12 protein-coding genes and 1 pseudogene are annotated in these 18,102 nt (G+C 72.1%); 7 read left to right on the top strand and 6 right to left on the bottom strand.

All coding sequences use genetic code 11. The features are described from left to right. The first annotated feature begins 24 nt into the window (after positions 1-24). Complete coding sequence (locus ABD832_RS13635) at positions 25-1,197, top strand: lipid-transfer protein (protein WP_344893855.1); 1,173 nt, start codon at positions 25-27, stop codon at positions 1,195-1,197. A 59-nt stretch (positions 1,198-1,256) separates the two neighbouring features. Here the strand turns inward: ABD832_RS13635 and ABD832_RS13640 are convergent, their stop codons facing one another. Continuing rightward, a complete protein-coding gene (locus ABD832_RS13640) occupies positions 1,257-2,384 on the bottom strand; it encodes a glycoside hydrolase family 19 protein (protein WP_344893858.1) in 1,128 nt (375 codons plus the stop codon). An 824-nt stretch (positions 2,385-3,208) separates the two neighbouring features. On the opposite strand from ABD832_RS13640, the gene ABD832_RS13645 reads away from it, so the two are divergent. Continuing rightward, complete coding sequence (locus ABD832_RS13645; RefSeq protein ID WP_344893861.1) at positions 3,209-3,946, top strand: SRPBCC family protein; 738 nt, start codon at positions 3,209-3,211, stop codon at positions 3,944-3,946. 87 nt (positions 3,947-4,033) lie between these two features. On the opposite strand, the gene ABD832_RS13650 is transcribed toward ABD832_RS13645, so the two are convergent. After that, the gene (locus tag ABD832_RS13650) at positions 4,034-6,196 is read right to left on the bottom strand and encodes a hypothetical protein (RefSeq protein ID WP_344893864.1); all 2,163 of its coding nucleotides are present in this window, start codon (positions 6,194-6,196) and stop codon (positions 4,034-4,036) included. Between the two features lie 291 nt (positions 6,197-6,487). Between ABD832_RS13650 and ABD832_RS13655 the strand changes: the two are divergent. From ABD832_RS13655 to ABD832_RS13670, 4 genes and pseudogenes are all read left to right on the top strand, one after another. Continuing rightward, a pseudogene (locus ABD832_RS13655) lies at positions 6,488-7,573 on the top strand (ABC transporter ATP-binding protein); the annotation flags it as partial. 199 nt (positions 7,574-7,772) lie between these two features. Next, the gene (locus ABD832_RS13660) at positions 7,773-8,435 is read left to right on the top strand and encodes an ABC transporter permease (RefSeq protein ID WP_344893867.1); all 663 of its coding nucleotides are present in this window, start codon (positions 7,773-7,775) and stop codon (positions 8,433-8,435) included. Beyond that, complete coding sequence (locus tag ABD832_RS13665; protein ID WP_344893870.1) at positions 8,432-9,103, top strand: ABC transporter permease; 672 nt, start codon at positions 8,432-8,434, stop codon at positions 9,101-9,103. The genes ABD832_RS13660 and ABD832_RS13665 overlap by 4 nt, the downstream gene beginning before the upstream one ends. A gap of 36 nt (positions 9,104-9,139) precedes the next feature. Beyond that, a complete protein-coding gene (locus ABD832_RS13670) occupies positions 9,140-10,063 on the top strand; it encodes an ABC transporter substrate-binding protein (RefSeq protein WP_344893873.1) in 924 nt (307 codons plus the stop codon). A 177-nt stretch (positions 10,064-10,240) separates the two neighbouring features. Here the strand turns inward: ABD832_RS13670 and thrS are convergent, their stop codons facing one another. After that, on the bottom strand, positions 10,241-11,557 hold the full coding sequence (thrS, locus tag ABD832_RS13675) for a threonine--tRNA ligase (protein ID WP_344893876.1): 1,317 nt from the start codon (positions 11,555-11,557) through the stop codon (positions 10,241-10,243). A gap of 151 nt (positions 11,558-11,708) precedes the next feature. Here thrS and ABD832_RS13680 point away from each other — a divergent pair, with 151 nt between their 5' ends. Further along, positions 11,709-12,179: a flavin reductase family protein gene (locus tag ABD832_RS13680; protein ID WP_344893879.1), complete on the top strand. Its 471-nt coding sequence runs from the start codon at positions 11,709-11,711 to the stop codon at positions 12,177-12,179. A gap of 109 nt (positions 12,180-12,288) precedes the next feature. Here the strand turns inward: ABD832_RS13680 and sppA are convergent, their stop codons facing one another. The 3 genes from sppA to ABD832_RS13695 all read right to left on the bottom strand — a co-directional run bounded on the left by sppA (position 12,289) and on the right by ABD832_RS13695 (position 17,944). Continuing rightward, entirely contained in the window at positions 12,289-13,989 is a 1,701-nt protein-coding gene (gene sppA, locus ABD832_RS13685; protein ID WP_344893882.1) for a signal peptide peptidase SppA, read from the bottom strand. A 69-nt stretch (positions 13,990-14,058) separates the two neighbouring features. After that, positions 14,059-16,185, bottom strand: coding sequence for a S8 family peptidase (locus ABD832_RS13690; protein ID WP_344893885.1), 2,127 nt, complete (start codon positions 16,183-16,185; stop codon positions 14,059-14,061). A gap of 148 nt (positions 16,186-16,333) precedes the next feature. Then, the gene (locus ABD832_RS13695; protein WP_344893888.1) at positions 16,334-17,944 is read right to left on the bottom strand and encodes a glycosyl hydrolase family 18 protein; all 1,611 of its coding nucleotides are present in this window, start codon (positions 17,942-17,944) and stop codon (positions 16,334-16,336) included. Positions 17,945-18,102: the final 158 nt, after the last annotated feature.

Consider the following 18,102-nt stretch of genomic DNA (forward strand, 5'->3'; position numbering starts at 1 on the left):
TCCACGCGGAAAGGCCCCATCACCGTGGTCTCCTTGTCGGGGAGCGCGGCCGTCGCCGGGATCGGCGCGACCGAGTTCTCCAAGCAGTCAGGCCGGTCCGAGCTGCGGCTCGCCGCCGAGGCGGTGTTCGCGGCGCTCGACGACGCGGGCCTGGCGCCCGCGGACGTGGACGGCATGGTCACCTACACCCAGGACGCCAACCAGGAGATCGCCGTGGCCCGCGAGGTGGGCGTCGGCGACCTGTCGTTCTTCTCCCGCGTGCACTACGGGGGCGGCGCGGCGTGCGGTACCGTGCTGCACGCGGCGATGGCCGTGGCCACCGGGGTCGCCGAGACCGTGGTCTGCTACCGGGCGTTCAACGAGCGCTCCGGCCAGCGGTTCGGCAGGCCCGACGCCCGGATCGGCGGCGAGCCCTCCTCCCAGGGCCTGGAGATGAGCTGGCACGTGCCGTACGGGCTGATGACCCCGGCGGCCTGGGTGGCGATGTTCGCCCGGCGGTACATGCACGTCTACGGCGCCACCTCCGAGGACTTCGGCCGGGTGGCGGTCGCCATGCGCAGGCACGCCGCCACCAACCCGGCCGCGTGGTTCCACGGGCGGCCGATCACGCTCCAGGAGCACCAGGCGTCGAAGTGGATCGCCGAGCCGCTGCACCTGCTCGACTGCTGCCAGGAGAGCGACGGCGCGGTGGCCCTGGTGGTCACCTCCGCCGAGCGGGCCAGGGACCTGCGCAGGTCACCGGCCCTGATCACCGCGGCGGCCCAGGGCGCGGGCGCCGGTCAGATGATGATGACCAGCTACTACCGCGACGACATGACCGGCCTGCCGGAGATGGGGGTGGTCGCCCGACGGCTCTGGGAGCAGTCCGGGCTCGGACCGGCCGACATGCAGACGGCCATCCTGTACGACCACTTCACCCCGTTCGTCCTCACCCAGCTGGAGGAGCTGGGCTTCTGCGGGCGCGGTGAGGCGCGCGACTACATCGCCGACGGCGGCATCGAGATCGACGGGCGCCTGCCGGTCAACCCGCACGGCGGCCAGCTCGGCGAGGCGTACATCCACGGCATGAACGGGATCGCCGAGGCGGTCCGGCAGATCCGCGGCACCTCGGCCAACCAGGTCCCCTCCGTGAGGAACGTGCTGGTCACCGCGGGGACGGGCGTGCCGACCAGCGGGCTGGTGCTGTCCTCGGAGTGAACCCCGCGGCCCGCGCGGGGGAGGGGCCGTGCGCCCGGGGCCGGGCGCACGGCGGTGGTTCAGCAGCTCAGGTTGCCACCGGGGGCGACGCCGAGGATCTGGGTGAAGCGCTGGTAGGAGTTGATCCGGCTCTGCACCTGCGCGGGGTTGCGGCCGTCGCACTCCAGGCTGCCGTTGATGCTGCGGATCGTCTGGCCGAAGCCGTGGCCGTTGACCATCGCGTTGTGCGGGGTCATCGTGCCGGGGCCGTTCTGGGTGTTCCAGTACCACAGGGCGGTCTTCCAGGCCACCGACGCGTCGTTCTGCACCAGGTACGGGTTGGCGAGCAGGTTGATGCCGAGCGCGTCGCCCGCCGCCTTGTAGTTGAAGTTCCAGCTCAGCTGGATCGGGCCGCGCCCGTAGTAGGCGGCCTGACCGGCCGGGCAGCCGTACGGCTGGCTCGTGTCGCAGTAGTGCGGGTAGTTCGCGGTGTTCTGCTCGACGACGTGGACCAGGCCGCCGGTCTCGTGGTTGGCGTTGGCCAGGAACGCCGCGGCCTCCTGACGCCGGACGGTCTCACTGCCGGTCTTGGCGAAGCCCGGGTAGGCGCTCAGCGCCGCGGTCAGGCCGCTGTAGGTGTAGAAGGGGTTCCGGTTCGGGAACATCTGGTTGAACTGGGCCTCGCTCACCACGAACCCCGAGGTGGGGGGCGGGTCGGTGGGCGTCGTGCCGCCACAGGTGTGCGGCTCCCAGTACCAGGTGCTGATCACCGGGTCGTAGCCCGGGTTGTCGTGCTCGGCCCGGTAGTACTTGCCGTCGGTGTACCTGACGATGCTCCCCGCGGTGTACCAGGTGCCCGCCGCCCAGTTCGGGTGGTTGCAGTTGCCCGTGGGCGGGGGAGTGGTGCCGCCGCCGCAGGCGCCCCGGTCGGCCCACACGGAGTTGGTGCCCGGCGCCTCGTTCTGGGTCCACCACTGCGCGAACCAGTTGCGGCCGTTGTGGGAGGCGGTCATCCCGTTCGTGTAGACCGTCGAGGAGTTCCACGCGGCCACGCAGTCCGCCGCGGCACTCCGGGCGGAGCTCTCCGCGACGCTTCCGGCGGTGCTCCCGGCGGTGCTTCCGGCGGAGGCGGACATCGGCAGGGCGACCGACAGTCCGCCCGTGACCGCCAGGGCGGCGAGGGTGGCCATGATGCGCTGTCTCAACACTTGATCACTCCTTCGTGCGGCAGGGGGCCGCGGAGGGTCGGCGAGGGGGGCCGGTCCGTAGGGGAGCCGTCGCGCCACGCTCGTCCCACCGCTGCGCCGTCCCGCCCCGGGTGGGCGTCCCACCGGGTCGGGACGGCCCGTGGCCGGGGGCGCGAACGGACCGCACGAAAGGCTTGCCAGCCCGGTCAGGACGGGCGGTGCGGGGGTGCGTCGCATGATCGCTCCCAGTTGGGGGAAACCGGTGGGCGTGGTGCGTCCGGACGGTCGGACCATCCCGCGACGACGGCTCACGTCGCCGGGGTTCGCGCAGCTCCAGGTCGGATCGGGTGGATCGTGTCGCGGGTCGTGGAGGGCCCCGCTTAACTTTCTCTTAAGAAAGTTTCCTAAGAGTTGCCGTGATCCTAGCCTTGACAGATCGTTGTCACAACCCCCTGCGGACCCCTGGTCCACAGGCCCGGGTGCCGTGCCCGGCCGTACGGAGCGACCGGGCGGCGACCCTCGTCTCTCACCGACAATTTTTCTTGTATTGACTTTTTAAATGCTCGGTCACTATCGTCGTGGCATGGCCGGAGCGGGGGTGATCGGCAGGGCCGGTGCAGACGGGACCGAACCCGGCCGGTCCGGGTCCGGTCGCCCGTTCCGGTGAGCCGCCACCACGGCGAACACCCTCGGCACCCGGCCGCCACCGGACCGCCGGGCCACCACCGCCACCACCGCCGTCACGCCATCACGTCGTCACCACCGTCACCGCCGTTCACCCGAACCCGTGCCCGGCCGCCGTCTCGCGATCGACGCGAGCGGCGACGACACCAAGGAGTCCTGAGATGTCACACGAATTCCGCCTCACCCACGACGTCGAGCTCAAGGCCACCCCGGAGCAGGTGTGGGAGGCGATCGCGACCGGTCCCGGCGTCGACTCGTGGTTCATGGGCAGGAACGAGATCGAGCCCCGCGAGGGCGGCAGGGCGTCCATGTCGATGCCCGGCTTCACCGGCAGGTCCACGGTCACCGCCTGGGAGCCCCCGCACCGCTTCGCCTACCGCTCCGACCCCGGCGAGGACGGCGCGTTCATGGCGTTCGAGTACCTCGTCGAGGGCCGTGACGGCGGCACCACCGCGCTGCGGTTCGTGCACAGCGGCGTGCTGACCGGCGACTGGGAGGCGGAGTACGACGCGCTCCGCAAGGGCGACCCGCTCTACCTGCGGACCCTCGCGCAGTACCTGGAGCACTTCCCCGGCCGCACCGCCGTGCCGGTCACCGCGTTCGGCCCGCAGCGGTCCGGCCCGGACACGGTCTGGGCCCGCCTCACCCGCGCCGTGGGCCTGCCCGAGCAGGTCGAGGAGGGCGACAAGGTGCACTTCACGGTCGCGGGCCGGACCGTCGACGGCGTGGTCGACACGGTGCTCGCCCCTGCCTTCCTGGGCGTGCGCACCGACGACGCGCTGCTGCGGTTCGTCGACGCTGGCGGCCTGATCATGATCGGCCACCACGTCTTCGCCGACGTCGAGGTGGCCGAGGCCGAGCAGACCTGGAGCGCCTGGCTCGCGTCCGTCCCGGCCTGAACCACCCGAACACGAACACCGCGGTGGGCGTCGCGTGTGCGCGGGGGAAGCCCGGGAGGCCCGGGTATCGGAGCGGGTCCGAGGACGTCAGGGAGCGGTCATCATCGGCACGGCGAAGAAGACGATCATCGCGATCGCCACCGCGATGACGAAGCCGGCCACCTCCCACGCCCAGTCGTGGTGGGAGGTCTTCACCCTGGTCCTGCGGGCGTGCGACGCCCGTCCCGCGCGCCTGCGGGACGTGGCCCGTCCGGAGGGGGCCGTCCGTGCCGGCTGTTCCGTCCGTGTCGTCGTCCGTGCCGCGGGCTCCGGTCGCGGCGCCTCGGTACGGCCGGTCCACGGGAACTCCGGGGGCAGGGCCGGACCGGGCGGGGGCGCCGGGGCTGCGGAGGGCGCCGGGCTCGCCGGGAGCGTCGCCGCTGGCACGTCCACCGGGGCGGTCACCCATCCGTCGTGCCGCGTCTCGTACGGCGTCGGCGTCGGCGTCGGCGTGCGGTCCGGCGGGACGGGCCGGGGCGGGACCCCGGAGGGCGGGTCCTCGGGGAGGTGGTCCTCAGGCATGACCCAGCTGGGCAGGCGGAACCGTGCCTGGTTCGCCGGGGTGCTCAGGTGGTCCGGCCGGGGCGTCCAGAGCGGGAGGGCGGTCGGCATCTCACCGGCCGGACCTCCGAAGGAGGAGGTGTCCGCGAACCAGTCGACGGCGTGCGGCCGTACGGGATCGGACGGGCCGGGGGCAGGGGGGCCGTCGGGCGCGGGAACGACAGGGGGTGCGACCGCGGGGGCCGGGAAGGGCCGGGGAGCCGGGGGGACCGGCGCGGCGAGGACGGCGGGGACGGCGGGGACGGCCGGGGGAATCGGAGTGGTCGGCGCGGGCGGCACCGGAGTCACCAGGCCCACCGGGACCGACGGGGCCACCGGGGACGACGGCCGCGCGTGGCGCTCGCGCTCGTCGGCGGCGAGGGCGTCGAGCTGGTCGGTCTGCAGGGGCCAGCCGGGCAGCGGGCGCGCGGCCGACGGGTCGTCGAGCACGTCCCCGGAGGCGCCTGCCGGCTCGAAGGGGACGAGGGGCCGTGCCCGTCCGGAGTCGCCGGGGGTGCCTGCCCGCCCGGAGCCCGTCCGGTCTCCGAGGGTCGGGGAGGAGGGCTCGGTGACGTGCTCACCCGGGAGGCGTTCCCCGTCCCGGGGGGCGGCGGCGACCAGCCTGTCGGTGTAGGCGCGCGCCGCCCGCGCCTCCGAGGTGGGCGGGCGGAACAGGTCCTCCTGCCCGTCCTGCCGCCCGGGGGCGTCGTCCAGCACGTCGCCGGGGATCGGGGCGGGCATCGGGGCCGCCCTGCGCGGACGGGGACGCTGGAGCCTGCGGCGGGGACGCAGGGCCGCGGCGTCCAGGGCGGTGAGCACCGAGTCGCCCAGCTTGGGCATCGGCTCCGTGCTGGCCTCGTGCGCGGAGAGGACGTCCCGGTCCGGCGGCGCGAAGGGGTCGGGGAAACGGTCCTCGGGCGCCTCGGGCGTCCGGCCGGGCGTGGAGAGGGCCGGCGCGCCGGAGAACGGGCCGAACGGCGCCTCGGACCCGGTGCCGTTCTCCGTCGAGGGCAGGGGCCACTGCGGCGTCGTCGGCCACAGCTGCCTGACCAGCGGGGCCATCGGCCGTCTGATCGCCGGGGCGATCGAGGCCCGGGGCCCCAGCACGGCGGAGCGCAGCCGCGCCGGCGGGGTGGGCCAGGGGGCGAGGTTGAGCACGTCGCGGACCGGCGCGACGGCGAGGGCGCCGAACACCTCGGCCATGTGCGCGGGGATCCGGGCCGAGGCCAGGGCGAGGCCCAGCGACTGCGACAGGCGGCGGCAGGCGCTCACGGTCAGCTCGTCGGCGGTGTCGGCCGCCACGTCCAGCACCCAGGAGAGCTCGGCGGCGTCCATCTCGCACACGCCCGACAGGTACAGCACCTCGCGCTGGTGGGTGCGCAGGTCGGCGAGGACGCGCTGGACCAGGGTCGCGACCGGGTCGAGGCCGGTGACCGGCGGCGAGTAGACGATGTCACGCTGGTAGATCTCACGGCGGGCGAGCGCGTACAGCGCCGCGCGCGGCGGCTCGGTGTCCGAGACGTTGGAGAGGACGGCCACCAGGACGTCGGAGGCCGAGCCCGCGTCGCCGAGCTGGTCGTGGGCGTAGGCGAACAGCCCTGCTGCGTGACGGTCGTACAGCTCGGCGATCAGTTCGGTGCGCGAGCGTTGACCGAGGAGCGGTTGGGTCACGGGACCGGATCCTCTGGTGTTTCGGCGAGCGGGGGGGAGAGAGGGGGACGTCCGTGACGCCTGCGACGTACGGTGCCGGTGGGATCAACTTCAGCGATGTGGGTCATCATGTCAACTCCTGGCCACCTCCCGCACTACTGAATGCCCTTTTGCCGAGAAATACACATGACGATCTAGCTCGGCAAAGCAGGGAAGACAGGCCGGTTAAGTCGGGCATAGGCTGACCCGGGCGGGATCATGGGGACGGTTGTGACAGGGGAACCGCAATCCTGTCGAAAAAAGAGGTTGCGCATGATCACATTCAACGGTGTCACCAAGCGCTACGCCGACGGGACCGTCGCCGTGGACGATCTGAACCTTGAGGTGCCCACCGGAGAGATGACCGTCTTCGTCGGCCCCTCGGGGTGCGGCAAGACCACGTCCCTCCGGATGATCAACAGAATGATCGACCCGAGTGGCGGGCAGCTCCTGCTGGACGGCGTGGACGTCACGACGATCGACCCGCCCACGCTGCGGCGCGGTATCGGCTACGTCATCCAGCAGGCAGGGCTCTTCCCGCACCGCAAGATCGTGGACAACGTGGCGACGGTGCCCCTGCTGCTCGGCTGGGACAGGAAGAAGGCCCGTGCCCGGGCGATGGAGCTGCTGGAGAGGGTCGGGCTCGACCCCAAGATGGCGGGACGCTATCCCTTCCAGCTCTCCGGCGGGCAGCAGCAGCGCGTCGGTGTGGCCCGCGCGCTCGCCGCCGACCCGCCCGTGCTGCTGATGGACGAGCCGTTCAGCGCGGTCGACCCGATCGTGCGGACCAGCCTTCAGGACGAACTGCTCCGGCTCCAGGCGGAGCTGAACAAGACCATCGTGTTCGTCACGCACGACATCGACGAGGCCATGAAGCTCGGCGACCGGGTGGCCGTGCTCCGCGTCGGCGGGCGGCTGGCCCAGCTCGACGACCCCGCGACCCTGCTGGCCAGGCCCGCCGACGACTTCGTCCGCGAGTTCCTCGGCCGGGACCGGGGCATCCGGCGGCTCTCCTTCATCTCCGACGAGGGGGTGGGCCTCCGCACCGACCTGCTCGTCCCGGCCTCCACCGACGTCGCCTCGGCCCGCGCCTCCGGCGAGGAGTGGCTGGCCGTGGTGGACGAGAGGGAACGGCCGCTGGGCTGGGTCGCGACCGGGCACCTGCCCGCGTCCGGCACCCTCGCCGACCTGGAGCTCGCGCCGTACGGGACGTACGTCAGCGGACGGGACTCGCTGCGCGGCGCGCTGGACGCGACGCTGCTGTCCCCCTCGGGCAACGCGGTCGCGGTGGACGGCTCGGGCAGGGCGGTGGGCGTCGCCACCCGCCGGTCGTTGAACGAGGCGCTGACCGAGGTCGCGGCGGGCGCGGGCTCGCCCGCCAAGAGCCCCGGTGTCACGGGCTCCGGTGTCACGGGGACCGGTGCGTCCGCCAAGGGCCCCGATGTCACGGCCACGGACGCCGGTCCGTCCGTGAAGGACGCGGGGGACACGAGTGGCGCGGGGGGCGCCGGTGCGACCACCGGTGGCACCGGTGGCACCGCCGGTCCGGGAGGCGTCGATGGATGAGGAGCCGCTGGTCCGCTGGGACTGGATCGGGCGCAACTGGCCCACGATCCAGGAGCTCCTCGCCGACCACGTCGTGATGGCGCTGGTGCCGGTCCTCGTCGGGCTGCTCATCGCGCTCCCGCTCGGGCTGGCCGGGGTCCGCTGGCGGTGGCTCTACCAGCCGACCGTCGGCCTGATGAACGTGATCTACTCGCTGCCCTCGCTGGCGGTCTTCATCGTGCTCATCCCGCTGACCGGCCTGGCGACCCGGCTGACCGTCATGGTCCCGCTCACCTTCTACGCCATGGCGGTGCTGATCCCCGCGGTCGTGGACGGCCTGGGGGCGGTCCCCGACCACGTGCGCCAGTCCGCGGTGGCCATGGGCTTCACCCCGCTGCGCAGGCTGCTGCAGGTGGAGCTGCCGATCGCGGTGCCGGTCGTGCTGGCCGGCCTGCGGGTGGCCACGGTCGCCAGCGTCAGCCTGGTCAGCGTCGGCGCGCTGGTCGGCAGGGGCGGGCTCGGCTACCTGTTCATCGACGGCTGGCAGCGGCAGTTCTACACCCCGATCGTCGTCGGCATCGTGCTGGTCGTCGTGCTCGCCGGGATCGCGGACCTGCTGCTGATCCTGGCGCAACGCCTGCTCACCCCGTGGTCGCGGGCAAGGAGGTCCGCGTGAACTGGCTGTTCGACTTCTTCGGCGACCCGGCCACCTGGTCGGGGCCCGACGGGATCCCGGCCCGGCTGCTGGAGCACCTGGAGTTCGCCGGGCTCTCGCTGCTGCTGGCCACGCTGATCGCGCTCCCGCTGGGACTGCTGATCGGCCACACCGGCAGGGGCGCCGTGCTGGTGGTCTTCGCCGCCAACGCGGCCCGCGCTCTGCCCACGCTCGGCCTGCTGGTCCTCATCGTGCTGCTCATGGGCGTCGGGACGATCCTGCCGGTGCTGATCCCGCTGGTGGCGCTGGCCGTCCCGCCCATCCTGGTCAACACCTACGAGGGCATCCGCGGGGTCGACCCCGAGCTGCGCGACGCCGCGTACGGGATGGGGCTCAAGGGCGGGCAGGTGCTCGGACGGGTACTGGTGCCGGTCGCGCTGCCGCTCATCCTGCTGGGGCTGCGGCTGGCCGCGATCCAGGTGGTGGCGACCGCGACCGTGGCCGCGTACGTGGGCCTGGGCGGTCTGGGCCGGTTCATCATCGACGGCCTGGCCACCAAGAACTTCCCGAGCACGATCGGCGGGGCGGTCCTCGTAGCGCTGCTGGCGCTTCTCGTCCAGCTCGGGTTCACTCTGGTTCAGCGCGTAACGGTCTCCCCGGGGGTGAGCGAGCGCCAGACCATCCGATAGTCTCCTATACCCCCCGCTTTGGAAGGGAATAGCACGATGAAGCGCCTGATCAGCACCGCGGCGATCCTGTTGTCCGCGGCGCTCACACTTACCGCATGCGGCGGCGGAGATCCGCTCACCAGCGCCTCCCCGGCGCCCGCCGGATCCGGATCTGCCTCCGCGCCCGCAGCCGGGGGGAAGGTCGTCATCGGTTCGGCGAACTTCCCGGAGAACGTCCTGCTGGCCGAGATCTACTCCCAGGCCCTGGAGGCCAAGGGCGTCCAGGTCGAGGAGAAGCTCAACATCGGCAGCCGCGAGGTCCTGTACGACCAGGTCAAGAGCGGCGGCCTGACCGTTCTGCCGGAGTACATCGGCTCGCTGCTGGCGTTCGTCGACAAGACCACCACGGCCAAGTCCAAGGACGACGTCGTGGCCGGTCTGAAGGAGAAGCTGCCGGCCGAGCTGGAGGTGCTGACCCCGGCCGCGGCCGAGGACAACAACTCGCTGACGGTCACCAAGGAGACCGCCACCAAGAACGGCCTGACCACGATCGAGGACCTGGTGAAGGTCTCCAAGACCTTCTCGGTGGGCGGTCCGCCGGAGTTCCAGAGCCGTCAGGAGAAGAACTTCAAGGACACCTACGGCCTGGAGTTCAAGGAGTGGAAGAAGACCGGTGACGCCACCGCCGACGCCATCAAGGACGGCACCGTCCAGGTCGGCAACGTCTTCACCACCGACCCGAAGATCATCGTCAACGACCTGGTCTCCCTCCAGGACACCAAGAGCGCCTTCGCCGCCGAGAACATCGCCCCGCTGGTCAACAAGGCCGGCGTGAACGACACGGTGCGCACCACGCTCGACGCGGTCTCGGCCAAGCTCGACACCCCCGGCCTGGTCGCGCTGATGAAGCGCGTCGCGGTGGACAAGGACGACGCGGCCACGGTCGCCAAGGACTGGCTCACCCAGAACGCCCTGCTGTAGCGGTGACGCGCTCCGCGTGACGGTCTCGAACGGAAGGCGGGTGGACCTCCACCCGCCTTCCGTCGTTCCCGGCGTGCGACCACGGGGATCCGCTGTCCCGGGGAGCGGTGTCCCCCCGGGCGGTCCCGCCTCCACGGAGACGGGACCTTCCCTCCTCCCTTCGGAGGTCGGCTCCGTCTACGCCTTCACCGGGACGGCGTCGTCCCACAGCCCGGTGCCGTGGGCGCCGACGAGAGCGCCGATGCGGGCGAGGACGTCGGCGGCGGGCATCGGGCCGAGACGGCGGCCGTCGCGCAGGCGCAGGGTGACCTCGCCGCCGGCGGCCTCGCGCGCGCCGATGACGGCCTGGTACGGCACGAGCCTGGCCTCCCGGACGCGGGCTCCCAGGCTGCCGCGTTCCGGACCGGCGATCTCCGCCCGCAGGTCCAGGCCGGCGCATCGCCGGGCGAGCGCCTCGGCGTCCGGCAGCTCGGCCTCGGAGACCGGCAGGATCACCAGCTGGACGGGGGCGAGCCAGGCGGGGAAGGCGCCGCCGTGCTGCTCGATGAGGTGGGCGACGGCCCGTTCCACGCTGCCGACGACGCTGCGGTGGACCATGACCGGCCGGTGCTTCGCGCCGTCCGCGCCGATGTAGTGCAGGTCGAACCGTTCGGGCTGGTGGAAGTCGACCTGGACGGTGGACAGGGTGGACTCCCGGCCCGCGCCGTCGGCGACCTGGACGTCGATCTTGGGCCCGTAGAACGCGGCCTCTCCCTCGGCGGTCTCGTAGGGCAGGCCGGAACGGTCGAGGACCTCGGTCAGCAGGGCGGTGGAGCGCCGCCACATCTCCGGCCCCGCGACGTACTTCCCCCCTGGGCCGGGCAGGGAGAGCCGGTAGCGGGCCCGGGTGATCCCGAGCGCCTCGTAGGCCCGGCGGATCATCTCCAGGGCCCCGCGCGCCTCGTCGGCGACCTGGTCCTGGGTGCAGAAGATGTGCGCGTCGTTGAGCTGGATGGCCCGCACCCGGGTCAGCCCGCCGAGCACGCCCGAGAGCTCCGAGCGGTACATGCCGCCCAGCTCGGCCATGCGCAGCGGCAGCTCACGGTAGCTGTGCGAGCGGGAGCGGTAGATCAGCGCGTGGTGCGGGCACAGGCTCGGCCGCAGGACGACCTGCTCGGCCCCCAGCCGCATGGGCGGGAACATGTCGTCGGAGTAGTGCGACCAGTGCCCGGAGATCTCGTACAGCTCCCGTTTGCCCAGCACGGGCGAGTACACGTGCCGGTAGCCGGCCCTGCGCTCGGCGGTGCGGACGTACTCCTCCAGGGCGTGCCGTACGGCCGCGCCGTCGGGCAGCCAGTAGGGCAGTCCCGCGCCGATCAGCGGGTCGGTGTCGAACAGCTCCAGCTCGCGGCCGAGCCTGCGGTGGTCGTGCATGGTGGTCTCCTCGCGTACATCGGGCGAGTGATCCCACGACGAAGCCCCGGGGCACTCGCCCCGGGGCTTCGGACAGAACATCGGTCAGCGCGCCGGGACACTCTCCGGCGTCGTCGTCATGGCAGCGCGCTTCATGCCGGAAACGGTAGCAGAGGCACCGCGACGTCCACGAGGTCGTTCCCGGGCGGCGCTCGAGGGATGAGCATCCGATCGGCTCCGGGATGATGGGGGCATGAACCACTTCGTCGAGGCCATGGCCCAGGTGGTGACCGCTGTGACGGTCGTCACGGTGAAGGACGACCGCGACGACGTGGGGGTCACGGTCGCCACCTTCACCTCGGTCTCGCTGGATCCACCGCTGGTGATGGTGAGCCTGGACAACGAGGGGTATCCCAACGAGCTGCTGCTGCGGCAGGACCGCTGGGCCGCCAGCGTGCTGTCGGCGGGGCAGAAGGCGATCGCCAGCCGGTTCTCCACGGAGGGACGGCCGGGGGCCCGGCTGCTGCTCGCGGGGACCCCGCACCACCGGGGGAGGCTGAGCGAGGCCCTGGTGGTGGACGGGGGCGTCGCCGCGCTGGAGGCCGAGACGGTCACGGTCGTCCCGGCCGGGGACCACACGCTCTTCATCGCGAAGGTGCTCGGGGTCGACTACGTCGACGCGTCGGCCACGCCGCTCTCCCGCTACCGGGGCCGCTACCGCTGACGGCCCGGCGCCTGGGAGGGGCCGCGGTAGGGCCACGGGTCGCCCGTGGCCCTACCGCGGCCGTCGCCGGTGCGTGACCCGGGGTCAGCGGGTCAGTGGGCCCGGGGGGTCAGCGGATCGTCCACCAGCCCGGCAGCATCAGCGGGCCGTACGACGGCAGGCCCAGCTCGCCGGCCAGGTGGGCGATCGGGCCCCACGCCTCCAGGCGGACCTGGGCCAGGGCCGCGGCCTTGTCCTCGCTGGACTCCGCGGGACGCAGCCGCTCCAGCGGGCTCAGCTTCGGGTAGGCGCGCACCGGCGCGTCCACGGGCAGCCCGGCCTTCTTGCGGGCCAGGGACAGGGCGTCCTCCAGGCCGCCGAGCTCGTCGACCAGGCCCCGCTCCAGGGCGTCGGCCCCGGTCCAGACCCGGCCCTTGGCCAGCTCGTGGGCGCGTTCGCGGGACAGGCCGCGGCCCTCGGCGACCTTGTTCACGAAGTCGTCGTAGACCCGGTCGAGCCAGGCGTTGATCCGTGCCCACTGCGCCTCGGAGAAGCCCTTGGTCGAGGAGAGCATGCCGGAGTTGGCGCCCTCGCCGACGGTCTCGGAGGAGACGCCGATCTTCTCCAGCAGCCCGCTGATGACCGCCTTGCCGCCGAAGACGCCGATGGAGCCGGTGAGCGTGCCCGGCTGGGCCACGATCGCGTCGGCCGCCATCGAGACCATGTAGCCACCGGAGGCGGCCAGGTCCCCCATGGAGATCACGATGGGCTTGCCCGCCTTGCGGGTGAGCACGACCTCGCGCCAGATGGCGTCGGAGGCCGTGTACGAGCCGCCGGGGCTGTCGACGCGGAAGACGACGGCCTTGACGTTGTCGTCGCGGCGGGCCGCGCGCAGGGCGGCGCAGATGGTGTCGGACCCCATGGCGCCGCCGCCGCCGAGCGGGCTGCGGCCGCTGCGGCCGAGCCGGATCGCGCCGCTGCCGTGGACCAGCGCGACGGTCTGCTCACCGGGGTGGGGGAGCTTCCTGGCGGTCAGCGCCTTGGCGTAGCGGCCGACGTACTGCAGGATCGCGTCCTCGCCGACGGCGCTCTTGACCTCGTCGTAGACCTCGTCGCGGTAGGCCATCCGGTCGACGAGCCCGGCCTCCAGTGCCTCGGCGCCGATGAACGGGCCCTGGTCGATGAGCTCGCGCACCCTGGCCGCGTCGATGCCGCGTCCCTCGGCGATGCCCGCGACGACCTGCTCGGTGACCGACTCGGTGATGCGGCTCATCGACTCGCGGTGGGCCTCGGTCATGTGGTCCTGGGTGAAGGTGTTGGCGGCCGTCTTGTACTCGTGCCGCTGGCCCACCTGGTACTCGACGCCGAGCTTGCCCAGCGCTCCCCGCAGGAAGCGCTGCTCCATCGCCACGCCGGTGAGCCCGACGTCGCCCGAGGGCTGCAGGTAGACCCGCTCGAAGCCGCTGGCCAGGTAGTAGGGGACGGTGCCCGCGCCGAGCTCGCCGAAGCTCTCGGCGAAGGCGACGGTCAGCTTGCCGGAGTCCCGGAAGTACTTCACCGCCTGACGGAGTTCCTGGACGACGGCCAGCCCCGGCGACTGGGTGCCGATCTTGACGATCAGCGCCTTGACCCGGTCGTCCTTCCTGGCCCGCTTCAGGCCGGAGAGCACGTCGGTCAGGCTCGTCTTGCGCATCGCCATGATCGCGCTGAGCGGATCGGAGGGAGGACCGTCGGTGAGGCCCTCGGTGAGGTCGAGCTCAAGCACCAGCGGAGCGGTACGCCGCTGCCGGAACCGCTCGACGGAATCGATGATCACCTTGGTCGCGTCCATGCTCTTCACCCTAAGCGACACATACCGGGCTTACGCGGCCCGGCGGCGGCGACCTGTGAGGCGGTGGGCTCAGGCGGGCCTGCGGGCGTTCACCTGCTTCCTCAGCAGCGAGGTGGACGCGGCCGGGGCGGAGCCCTTCAGGCGCTGCCTCTCCACCGAGGTCAGCACGGCCTTCAGGGTGCCCTTCCCCTTGATCGTGGTGGTGAGGTTCACCGCGCCGTTCGCCCAGTTCAGCCAGGAGGCGAGCAGCTCGCGCTCCATCACGGCCCGCGCGGTCCTCTTCGCCGGGACGAGCACCCGGTACGCGGCCACCGGGCCGGAGACGCGGGTGATCTCGGGGAAGACCTTGCTGGCCTTGCCCACCAGGCCCAGGTAGCAGCCGAGAGTCGCGTCCGGGATCCTGCCCTTGCCCCGGCCCATCTCGGCCGCCCACTGCGCGGCCGTCAGCGTTCTCGTGGTCCCCGTGGTCCCCGTGGACCTGCCGCGGGTGCACACCGCGGGCGCTCCCGCCGACGCCCCGGGCGGGGGGACGGTCACGGTCACGGTGATCGTCACCGTCGGCAGCGGGATCGGGCTGGGCGCCGGGTCGTCCGGCGTGGTCGTCGGGGAGGGACCCGAGCTCGGCTCCGGGCTGGGGTCGGTGCCGGGGTCGTCGGCCGGAGGGTCGGACGGGGGGTCGCCGGGGCCGCCCGGGTCGTCGCTCGCGGGCGGGGGCGGGGTGACGGGAGAGCCGGGGGTGCCTCCGGCGAGCGCGGCGTTCAGGTCGAGGCGCGGGGTGGTCACCGTGCCGTGGACGATCGGCCGTCCCGATCTGGTGAGCACCTCGGCCAGCGCGTCCGGGGTGCCCGGGGCCTTCTGGGCCGCCAGCGCCAGCGCGCCGGTGACGAACGGGGTGGACATCGAGGTGCCGCTGTAGACTTGGTGGCCGCCGCCCGGCACCGCGGACTCGATCTCCAGGCCGGGGGCGAACAGGTCGAGCACGGAGCCGTGGTTGGACCACGGGGGGACGCCGTCGTCGTCGCCCGTCGCGCCCACGGTCACCGCCCCGGAGAAGCAGCCGGGCGCCCCGGCCCCGGCGACGCCCTCGTTCCCGGCCGCGGCCACGACGGCCACGCCCTTGGCGCGGAGGTCGTCGACGCGGCCCTTCATCGCGCTCAGCTCGGGCTCGGCGTCGCACGCCCCCTCGTACAGGCCGCCGCCGAGGCTCATGTTCACCGCGGCGACGTTCCTGCCGCTCTCCTTGAGCTTCGCGACGTGCTTCAGGGCGAGCAGGATCGTGGACTCGAAGGCGGTCAGGCAGGCCGTGCCGGTGCCGTCGCAGTCGTCGACCCTGCTGAAGACCTGGAGCGCCACGATGTCGGCGTCCGGCGCGACGGCGTGGGCGATACCGGCCACGTGGGTGCCGTGGTCGCACAGGTTGACCTGGCCGTCCACGCAGGCGGGGGTCTCGGCGTCGGCGGATCCGAGATCGCTGGTCTGCCCGTTGGGGCACAGGGACCGGGCGCCGTCGTCGGTGGCGGAGAAGCAGGCCTGCTCCACGACCTTGCCCCCGAAGTCGGGGTGGTCGCCGTCGATCCCGGTGTCGATGATCGCGATCGTCTGGCCCTGTCCCCGGGTACCGGCGGCGTGCGCTTTGTCCGCGCCGATCAGCTGGAGGCTGGAGGCCAGGGTGGCCGCGGCGGAGGCCGACGTGAGGGAGGTGAGCGAGGCCGGGGAGACGGCGGAGTAGGTGCGGTCGCGCCGGATGGAGCGGACGCGCGGGTCCTCGGCCAGCCGCTCCAGGGACTCACCGGTGGCCTCGACCACGATGAACGAGGTGTCCGCCGGTTCCAGGACGACCTCGGAGCCGGGCAGCGACCGCGCCTGGCCAGCCACCGGGGCCGCCTCGGCGGGGGCGGCCAGCTCGACGATGACCCGGGTCCCGTCGTCGTCACCGGCCGGCCCGTCGTCGGCCAGCCCGGCCTCCAGCTTCGGCAGGGCGGCGGGAGGGCCGCCGTCGGAGGAGGAGGGGGGTTGAGGGGTCTGGGCGGGCGGGGCGGTGGCGCCCGTCGTCCCGCCGTCCGGAGGTGTCACGGGTGGCGGGTAGGTCGCGCTCGCCGACGCGGCCGGAGGGGCCGGGGTGCCGTCGGCGAGGGCGGGCACCGCCGGAGCGACGCTGAGGATCATCGCCATGGCCACGAGAGCTCGAAGTCGCACGCGTCCTCCGGGGGGATGAAACAGGCGATTCGGAGTCTAAGCAGACGTATGTCCCGCGTGAATACCCTGCCGTGAATTCAGAGGATCTTCGGAGAAAAGCTCGACCCTCCGCGGCGTGACGCGCACGGAGGGTCGAGTGGTCGGAATGTTACTTGAGCCCGTTGGCGATCGCGGTGATGAGTTCGCCGTTGGTGGTGTCGCCGCTGGTCTCCCAGAAGAACGCACCGCCCAGACCCTGGTTCTTGGCGTAGGTCATCTTCCCGGCGATGGTGGCGGGGGTGTCGTAGCTCCACCAGTTGCCGTTGCAGAAGGCGTACGCCGTGCCGCCGACGGTGCCGGTGGGCGGGCACTTGGTCTTGAGGACCTTGTAGTCGTCGATCCCGGCCTCGTAGGTGCCCTGGGCCGCGCCGGTGGCGGTGCCGCCCGGAGCCGCCTGGGTCACGCCGGTCCAGCCGCGGCCGTAGAAGCCGATGCCCAGCAGCAGCTTGCTGGCCGGGATGCCCTTGGCCTTGAACTTCTGGATCGCCGCGTCGGAGTTGAACCCGGCCTGGGGGATGCCGGTGTAGGAGGTCAGCGGGGAGTGCGGAGCCGTCGGACCCTGAGCGTTGAACGCGCCGAAGTAGTCGTACGTCATCGGCATGAGCCAGTTCAGGTCGTTGATGGCCCCGGCGTAGTCGGCGGCGTCGATCTTGCCGCCGTTGGAGCCGTCGGCCGTGGTGGCCGCGGTGATCAGGGCGCTGGAACCGAACTTGGAGCGCAGCGCGGAGATGATGTTCTTGAACGCCGCCGGACCGCTGGTGTCACAGGTCAGGCCACAGGCGTTGGGGTACTCCCAGTCGATGTCGATGCCGTCGAACACGTCGGCCCAGCGCGGGTCCTCGACCAGGTTGTGGCAGGAGTCGGCGAACGCGGCCGGGTTCTGCGCGGCCTGGGTGAAGCCGCCGGACCAGGTCCAGCCGCCGAAGGACCAGATGACCTTGATGTTCGGGTAGGCCTTCTTCAGCTTGCGCAGCTGGTTGAAGTTGCCGCGCAGCGGCTGGTCCCAGGTGTCGGCCACGCCGTCGACGCTCTGGTCGGCGGTGTAGGCCTTGTCGTAGTCGGCGTAGGAGTCGCCGATCGTGCACCTGCCGCCGGTGGTGTTGCCGAAGGCGTACAGGATGTGCGTCAGCTTCTGCGCGGAGCCGTTGGTGACCAGGTTCTTCACGTGGAAGTTACGGCCGTAGACGCCCCACTGGGTGAAGTAGCCGACGATCTTCTTGCCGCCGGGCGGCTGGACGGTCGGGGTGACCGTCGGCGTCGGCGTCGGCGTCGGGGTCACCGTGGGGGTGACCGTCGGCGTCGGGGTGGGGGTCGGGTCGGTGGTCCCGCCGCCGCTGCAGGGGGCGCCGTTGAGCTTGCAGTTCAGCACGTCGGAGATTCCGCCCCCCGTGCCGTTGAAGCCGAAGCTCGTCGAGGCGCCGGCGGCCAGGGCGCCGTTCCAGGACTTGTTGACGAAGGTGTAGTGGTTACCGCTCTTCGTCAGGTCCGCGTCCCAGGAGGAGCCGATGGACGTGCCGGAGGGGAGGTCGAACTCCACCTTCCAGCTCGTCAGCGCGCTCGTTCCTGCCTTCACGACGACCTTGCCCTCGAAGCCGGAGCCCCAGTTCGAGGAGGTCGAGTAGGTCGCGGTGGCGGGTGTGGCGGCCGTCGCGGTGCCGATTCCCAATGGAACCAGCAGCGCAGCCGCCGCGATGAAGGAGCCGATGGTGATTCGTCGCAAGGGTCGCTCCAGGTCAGAGAGTGCCTAGCCCCCGTATTCATAGGAAAGTTTCCTATTAGTTTCCAGAGCGTAAGTGTCCGGTGCACCGACGGTCAATGCCTTGTTCGCGGATATAAGGCCGATTTAAGGTTTTTGGTGGTGCACCGAAGGGCCGATGC

The sequence above is a fragment of the Streptosporangium longisporum genome (assembly GCF_039534895.1).
Taxonomy (GTDB): Bacteria; Actinomycetota; Actinomycetes; order Streptosporangiales; family Streptosporangiaceae; genus Streptosporangium; species Streptosporangium longisporum.